We start from the raw sequence: 6118 nt of genomic DNA on the forward strand, positions 1-6118 counted from the left end.
AAGGAGTAGTGACATGAAAAATGGTTTGATCGCGGGCGTCATCGCGACGGGGTTGCTGTCCGCAATCGGCGTTACTGCCGAAGCCGCGACCTTTCCCGGCTTCAGCAGCACCGGGAACGAGTTGCTGAACATCGACGCGACGCTGGATTACGATCCGGCCTTGCTGGGGCTGGCCATCATCGACGATGGCAGCGACCCTGATGTGTTCGTCGATATCGTCCTGCCGCAGGGGCTGACGGGCGGCGGGGGCTTTATGTTCGGCATCGGTGCCGAAACCTGGTCCGGCACGATCGCGCAGTTCGATCTGGCCGAGGATGGCGGCGCGGGGCTTGACAGCTTTTCGATGCTGGTTGACCTGACCAGCGCGCCGACATTGATCAGCCACGCCATCGCAATCTTTACCGGTGATCTGGACAACGGGGGCATGACCTCGTTCCTGGTCGATGGCGTAGTGTTTGCCCCCGGCAACCTGCAAGTCCTTGCCGCGCAACGCGACCCCGCCACCGTGATCCCGCTGCCCGCAACCCTGCCCCTGATTGCGGGTGCCTTTGCCCTGCTGCCATGGCTGCGCCGCCGTAACACAACCGGCTGATATTGCGCAGGAGGAAAAGGGGGGGCGGGTCGGGCAAAGCCCGACCCGCTCGCTGCCGCCCGGCCGGACGCGCGCTTCGCGCGTGGCCCTGCCAGAAAGACAACAATTAGCCACCTATCCCTTGATCTGATCAGGGCCAGCCTCAAGCTTTGACGAAAAACCGTCGCACAGGGCGACGAATGGCTGCCGCATATAGCCAAACGCGTTCGAAATGATCGCGTTGTTTTGCTATTCTGTCAGGCTATGATCCTTTGATTTTACGCTGATGCTGTGCCAATTTGACGATCAGACTGGCTTCCGTCAGCTATACCAACACACAAAACCAGCCCCGGAGGCTGCAGCCGATTGCCCTGACGCATTTCCGCTGACGCGCTGCAACCGCTGATGTCCGGTGGCGGCGGCGTTTTCCCATGTCACAATGGTGACATCGTGTCACCTTCTCCCGAAACCGGGAAAGCGTCTGAACGCGCGGGAATTTCAGGATTTATGGCTGGGGCGGTAGGATTCGAACCTACGGTACACGGTACCAAAAACCGCTGCCTTACCACTTGGCTACGCCCCAACTGTGCGGGGGTGAATATCCAAGTGTGACAGGGGGTGCAAGCCGAAATTTGAAGAAACTTGCCCGCATCTTGCGGGGCATGTAGGAGCGCCGCATGAAGCAGGTGGATATCGCAATTCTTGGGGCCGGGGCGGCAGGAATGTTCTGTGCGGGCACGGCGCTGGCGCAGGGAAAGCGGGTGGTCGTGCTGGATCATGCCCGCCATCCGGGCGAGAAGATCCGCATCTCGGGCGGGGGGCGGTGCAACTTTACCAATCTGGCCAGCGGGCACGAGCGGTTCCTGTCGGGGAACCCGCGTTTCGCCGCCTCGGCTCTGGCGCGGTTCCGGCCTGCGGATTTCGTGGCCCTGGTCGATCGGGACGGGATTGCCTGGCATGAAAAGACGCAGGGGCAGTTGTTCTGCGATGGCAAGGCGACGGCGATTGTCGATATGCTGTTGAATCGGATGCGCGGGGCCGAATTATGGCTTGAGACGCCGGTGACGGCGGTGCGGCGCGAGGAGGGGGGCTTTGTCGCCGAAACCGGTCGCGGGCCGTTGCAGGCCGCGCGCGTGGTGGTTGCGACGGGGGGCAGGTCGATCCCGAAGATGGGTGCGACCGGCATCGGCTATGACATCGCCGAAAGCTTTGGCCTTCGCGTGACCGCGACGCGGGCCGGGCTGGTGCCGCTGACCTTCGCCGAACAGGATCTGGCATTGTGTCGGCCATTGGCCGGGATTTCGGTCGAGGCGCGGGTCCGGCATGGCAAGGGCGATTTCCGCGATGCGCTGCTGTTCACCCATCGCGGGCTGAGCGGGCCCGCGATCCTGCAAATCTCGAATTACTGGCAGGCGGGCGAGGAACTGGAGATCGACCTGGCACCCGGCACCGAGATGGCCTCGACGCTGAAAGAGGCACGTCAGGCGGCAGGGCGCGTCCTTGTGGCCTCGGCGCTGGCGCGGCACCTGCCCGAGCGGCTGGCGCAATCCCTGGCGGCTGAGGCGGGGCTGGCGCAGGCGCGGCTGGCGGATCAGCCGAACAGGGTGCTGGAAGGGCTGGGTCAGCGCATCAACCGCTGGCGTCTGCGCCCGGTCGGGACCGAGGGCTATCGCACCGCCGAGGTGACGCTTGGCGGGGTGGATACGCGCGATCTGGATGCTGCGACAATGCAGGCGCGGGGCGTGCCGGGGCTGTATTTCATCGGCGAATGCGTCGATGTGACTGGCTGGCTGGGTGGGTATAATTTTCAATGGGCCTGGGCTTCGGGCGATGCGGCGGGGCGGGCGCTGCGGTCGTCTTAACCGCCCATCGCGCGGCTGAGATCGGAGGCCGCCGCAATGACCGCAGCGCCAAGGGTTTTCACATGTTCATGCCCGACGCGCTGGCTGGGCGCGCTGATGCCGATGGCGGCGATCACCGCGCCGGTGGCGTCAAGGACGGGCGCGGCGATGCAGATCAGGCCGCGGGTCTGTTCTTCGTTATCAAGGGAAAAGCCGCGGGCGCGGGTGCGGGCCATGTCGTCCCGCAGCGCCTGTTCCGTGGTCAGGGTGTTGTCGGTCAGCCGGTCCGTTTGCGGTGCGGGCAGGCGGTCGGGCTGGCCGAATGCCAGCAGCGCCTTGCCGATACCCGAAGCATGCAGCGGCAGCCGCGCGCCGGGCGGAAAGCTGGCGCGGATGGTCTGTCCGCTTTCGACCTGCGCGACCAGCAGCGCTTCTTCGCCGCCTGCGATCCCCAGATTGGCGGTCTCGGTCGTGTGGCGCATCAGCGCGCGCAGGATCGGGGTCGCGCGTTCGACGATTCCGGCGCGTTGCAGGAAGGCCGTGCCGAGGCGAAAGCTGGCGGGGCCGATGCCCCAGGCCTGCGTGGCCTCATCGCGTTCGGCCATCTCATGCGCGGCCAGCGTGGCCAGCATCCGATGCACGGTCGAAGGCGGCTGGCCGGTCTGGTCGGCGATCTCGGACAGGGTCAGGCCACGATGCGCCGCCAGCAGATGCATGATCTCAAGTGCGCGGTCCAGAACCTGAACCGTGCCCGGAGATTCGGGGGCGCTGCGCGGGCGGCCGCGTCGGCGGGTGGGTTCGGCCATCATCTACCTCGTGCCTGGTGACGCCCTGTCATGCGAAGGAACGCGGGGTCCGGCAAGGGGAAAATTGCAACCGACTGTTCGGCAAAAAAATTCCGGCAGAAACCGGCCATCGCGGAAATCACCTGCGGCGATGGACACCGCACGCAGAGCGGTGCAAGCTGAATGTTCCATGTAATAGCGAGAACCGGAGGCAAGGATGCAAGGCTATCTGACGACGCATGTGCTGGACACCGCGCGCGGAAAACCTGCCGAGGGAATGGAGATCGTCCTGTTCCGCCTTCAAAAGGGCCAGCGGGTCCAGCTTGCGCGGCTGCGCACCAATGCCGATGGCCGGACCGACCGCCAGATCCTGCCCCCCGAGGAATTTGCCACCGGCAGTTATGAGCTGGAATTTCACGCGGGCGACTGGATGGACGCGACCGGCATCCCCACCGAATCGCCGCGCTTTCTGGATGTGATCCCCATCCGTTTCGGCATGTCGCGGCAGGATCATTATCACGTGCCGCTGCTGGTCTCGCCCTTCGGCTTTTCCACCTATCGGGGAAGCTGAGCGATGATTCCCGACCATATCGTCATCTGGGAATGGCTGGTCTTTGCGATCCGCTGGTTGCACGTCATCACCGCAATCGCCTGGATCGGGTCGTCCTTCTATTTCATCGCGCTGGATCTGGGGCTGGAAAAGCGGCCGGGCCTGCCAAGGGGCGTGCACGGAGAGGAATGGCAGGTTCATGGCGGCGGCTTCTACCATATCCAGAAATACCTGGTCGCGCCCGAGCGCATGCCGCAGCATCTGACCTGGTTCAAATGGGAAAGCTATTCGACCTGGCTGTCGGGGGCGGCGCTGCTGGCCGTCACCTACTGGGCGGGGGCGCATCTGTTCCTGATCGACCCGGCCAAGGCGGATCTGGCGGTATGGCAGGCGGTGCTGATCTCGGCCGGGTCGCTGGCGGTAGGGTGGCTGATCTATGATGCGTTGTGCAAATCGCGCCTTGGCGACAGGCCGACCACGCTGATGCTGCTGCTGTTCGTGGCGCTGGTGGCGATGGGCTGGGGCTATGACCAGATCTTCACCGGGCGCGCCGCGCTGCTGCATCTGGGAGCGTTTACAGCAACCATCATGACCGCGAATGTGTTTCTGGTGATCATGCCGAACCAGCGCATCGTCGTGGCTGATCTGACCGCCGGACGCGCGCCCGATCCGGTCTATGGAAAAATCGCCAAGCTGCGTTCGACACATAACAACTATCTGACGCTGCCGGTTGTCTTTCTGATGCTGTCCAACCATTTTCCTCTGGCTTTCGCCAGCAGGTATAACTGGCTGATCGCCGCGCTGATCTTTCTGATGGGGGTCACGATCCGGCATTTCTTCAACACCATGCATGCCCGCAAGGGGCGGTTGTGGTGGACATGGGCGGTGACTGCGATCCTGTTCATCATGATCATGTGGATCAGTTCGCTAGGGCTGAACCAGGGCACGCAGGACGAGGCCGAGGCCCGCAGCCTGTCGCCCTTTGAACAGCATTTCGCCGAGGCGCAGGGCTTTGATCAGGTTGCCGATATCGTCATGGGCCGCTGTTCCATGTGCCATGCGCGCGAGCCGGGATACGAGGGGGTCTATCACGCGCCGAAGGGGGTGTTCCTTGAGACGCCGACCGATATCGCCCGCGAGGCGCGGCAAATTTACCTGCAATCGGGCCTGACAGATGCCATGCCCCCCGCCAATGTCAGTTTCATGGAACCGGACGAGCGTGCGCGGATCATCCGCTGGTATCGTGGCGCGGGCGGGGCTGATCTGGCGTTGAACCGCTGATCAGGCGCGGTCCAGATTGACCGCAATCAGCCCCGCCACCTGATCGGCATGGGTTATCGGCAGCATGTGCCGCGCGCCGGGTACACTGGCGCGACCGACATCGGGCAAGCGGGCGGCCAGCGCCTCGGCGATGGCGTGAACCACGGGCGGCGAATCCTGACCCGAGATGATCAGCACCGGTGCCGTGATCGCCTCCAGCCCGCCGGGGCGCAGGATATTGGCGCGGTCATCGGACAGGGCGGGTGAATTTTCGGCGATCAGGCCAATCCTGTCGCGCATATGCCGCTGCATCCGGGGCGGCAGGTCATCATAGCCCTGAGCGCCCCAGATCGCCATAAAGACCCGCGCCGCCTGATCGCTGTGCCCGGCGGCGATCAGTTCACCCATCTGTTCGTGCAGCGCACGCTGTTCGTCGTCGCGGGCGGCGGCGAACAGGACCGGCTCGATCAGGGTCAGGCTGCGGATGGCCTCGGGCGCGGCGACGGCAAGGCGCAGCGCCACGGTGCCGCCAAGGCTGTGCCCGATCAGATCGACGGGCCGGTCGATGAAACTGGCGGCGATGCGGGTGACGGCGGTGTGATAATCGGGGCCATCGGGCGCCGGGGTCCAGTCGTCGCTGTGGCCATGGCCGGGCAGGTCAAAGGCCCGCAGGTCGATCCGCCCGTCCAGCCGTCCGGCGATGCCGGCCCAGTAACTGCCGCTGGCCAGCATACAATGCAACGCCAGCCCCGGACGGTCGGGATTGCCGGACCAGTGGCGCATGTGCACCCCGCTCATGCCGAGGCCAGGTGCCGGTCGAGAAAGTCCAGCCGATCCTGTCCCCAGAACCGCTGACCCGTTTCGCGCACGATATAGAAGGGCGCGCCGAAAGCCCCGGCTTCGACCGCCTGTTCCAGGTTGCGACCATATGTCTCGGCGCCGACGAACAGCCCCTTGTCGGCCAGATCCGGATCAAAGCCATGCGCGCCCAGAATGTCGCGGATGACGGTATCGTCGCTGATGTCGCGTTGTTCGGCCCAGCAGGCGCGCAGAAAGCCTTGCACCAGCCCGCCCGGATCGCCGCCCTCCGCCTGCTGTGCGGCGATGATCG

Annotated in this window: 7 protein-coding genes and 1 tRNA gene; 4 read left to right on the forward strand and 4 right to left on the reverse strand. The window is 64.7% G+C overall.

What is annotated here, in order from left to right; genetic code table 11:
- Positions 1-13 precede the first annotated feature (13 nt).
- Positions 14-592 (forward strand): hypothetical protein, encoded by a 579-nt coding sequence (locus ACK5L9_RS08765; RefSeq protein ID WP_416911084.1) that lies wholly within the window; start codon positions 14-16, stop codon positions 590-592.
- Between the two features lie 487 nt (positions 593-1079).
- Here the strand turns inward: ACK5L9_RS08765 and ACK5L9_RS08770 are convergent.
- Positions 1080-1154: transfer RNA gene (locus ACK5L9_RS08770), tRNA-Gln, on the reverse strand.
- A gap of 94 nt (positions 1155-1248) precedes the next feature.
- Between ACK5L9_RS08770 and ACK5L9_RS08775 the strand changes: the two genes are divergently transcribed.
- The gene (locus ACK5L9_RS08775; protein WP_416911085.1) at positions 1249-2433 is read left to right on the forward strand and encodes an NAD(P)/FAD-dependent oxidoreductase; all 1185 of its coding nucleotides are present in this window, start codon (positions 1249-1251) and stop codon (positions 2431-2433) included.
- Here the strand turns inward: ACK5L9_RS08775 and ACK5L9_RS08780 are convergent.
- A complete protein-coding gene (locus ACK5L9_RS08780) occupies positions 2430-3221 on the reverse strand; it encodes an IclR family transcriptional regulator (RefSeq protein WP_416911086.1) in 792 nt (263 codons plus the stop codon). The genes ACK5L9_RS08775 and ACK5L9_RS08780 overlap by 4 nt on opposite strands.
- Before the next feature lie 193 nt (positions 3222-3414).
- Between ACK5L9_RS08780 and uraH the strand changes: the two genes are divergently transcribed.
- The gene (gene uraH, locus ACK5L9_RS08785; RefSeq protein WP_416911087.1) at positions 3415-3768 is read left to right on the forward strand and encodes a hydroxyisourate hydrolase; all 354 of its coding nucleotides are present in this window, start codon (positions 3415-3417) and stop codon (positions 3766-3768) included.
- A gap of 3 nt (positions 3769-3771) precedes the next feature.
- Complete coding sequence (locus tag ACK5L9_RS08790; RefSeq protein WP_416911088.1) at positions 3772-5028, forward strand: urate hydroxylase PuuD; 1257 nt, start codon at positions 3772-3774, stop codon at positions 5026-5028.
- On the opposite strand, the gene ACK5L9_RS08795 is transcribed toward ACK5L9_RS08790, so the two are convergent.
- Together ACK5L9_RS08795 and ACK5L9_RS08800 are read right to left on the reverse strand one after the other, a co-directional pair.
- The gene (locus ACK5L9_RS08795; RefSeq protein ID WP_416911089.1) at positions 5029-5805 is read right to left on the reverse strand and encodes an alpha/beta fold hydrolase; all 777 of its coding nucleotides are present in this window, start codon (positions 5803-5805) and stop codon (positions 5029-5031) included.
- A partial coding sequence (locus ACK5L9_RS08800; RefSeq protein ID WP_416911090.1) for a DsbA family protein occupies positions 5802-6118 on the reverse strand: 317 nt, incomplete at its 5' end. The genes ACK5L9_RS08800 and ACK5L9_RS08795, both read right to left, overlap by 4 nt.

It is taken from the genome of Paracoccus sp. (in: a-proteobacteria) (assembly GCF_047973135.1).
Classification (GTDB): Bacteria; Pseudomonadota; Alphaproteobacteria; order Rhodobacterales; family Rhodobacteraceae; genus Paracoccus.

What these genes read in the sequence shown, in the direction of transcription:
- ACK5L9_RS08765 (WP_416911084.1), top strand. Translation starts at nt 14, where the DNA reads ATGAAAAATGGTTTGATCGCGGGCGTCATCGCGACGGGGTTGCTGTCC.
- ACK5L9_RS08790 (WP_416911088.1), top strand. Translation starts at nt 3,772, where the DNA reads ATGATTCCCGACCATATCGTCATCTGGGAATGGCTGGTCTTTGCGATC.
- uraH (WP_416911087.1), top strand. Translation starts at nt 3,415, where the DNA reads ATGCAAGGCTATCTGACGACGCATGTGCTGGACACCGCGCGCGGAAAA.
- ACK5L9_RS08775 (WP_416911085.1), top strand. Translation starts at nt 1,249, where the DNA reads ATGAAGCAGGTGGATATCGCAATTCTTGGGGCCGGGGCGGCAGGAATG.
- ACK5L9_RS08795 (WP_416911089.1), bottom strand. Translation starts at nt 5,805, where the DNA reads ATGAGCGGGGTGCACATGCGCCACTGGTCCGGCAATCCCGACCGTCCG.
- ACK5L9_RS08780 (WP_416911086.1), bottom strand. Translation starts at nt 3,221, where the DNA reads ATGATGGCCGAACCCACCCGCCGACGCGGCCGCCCGCGCAGCGCCCCC.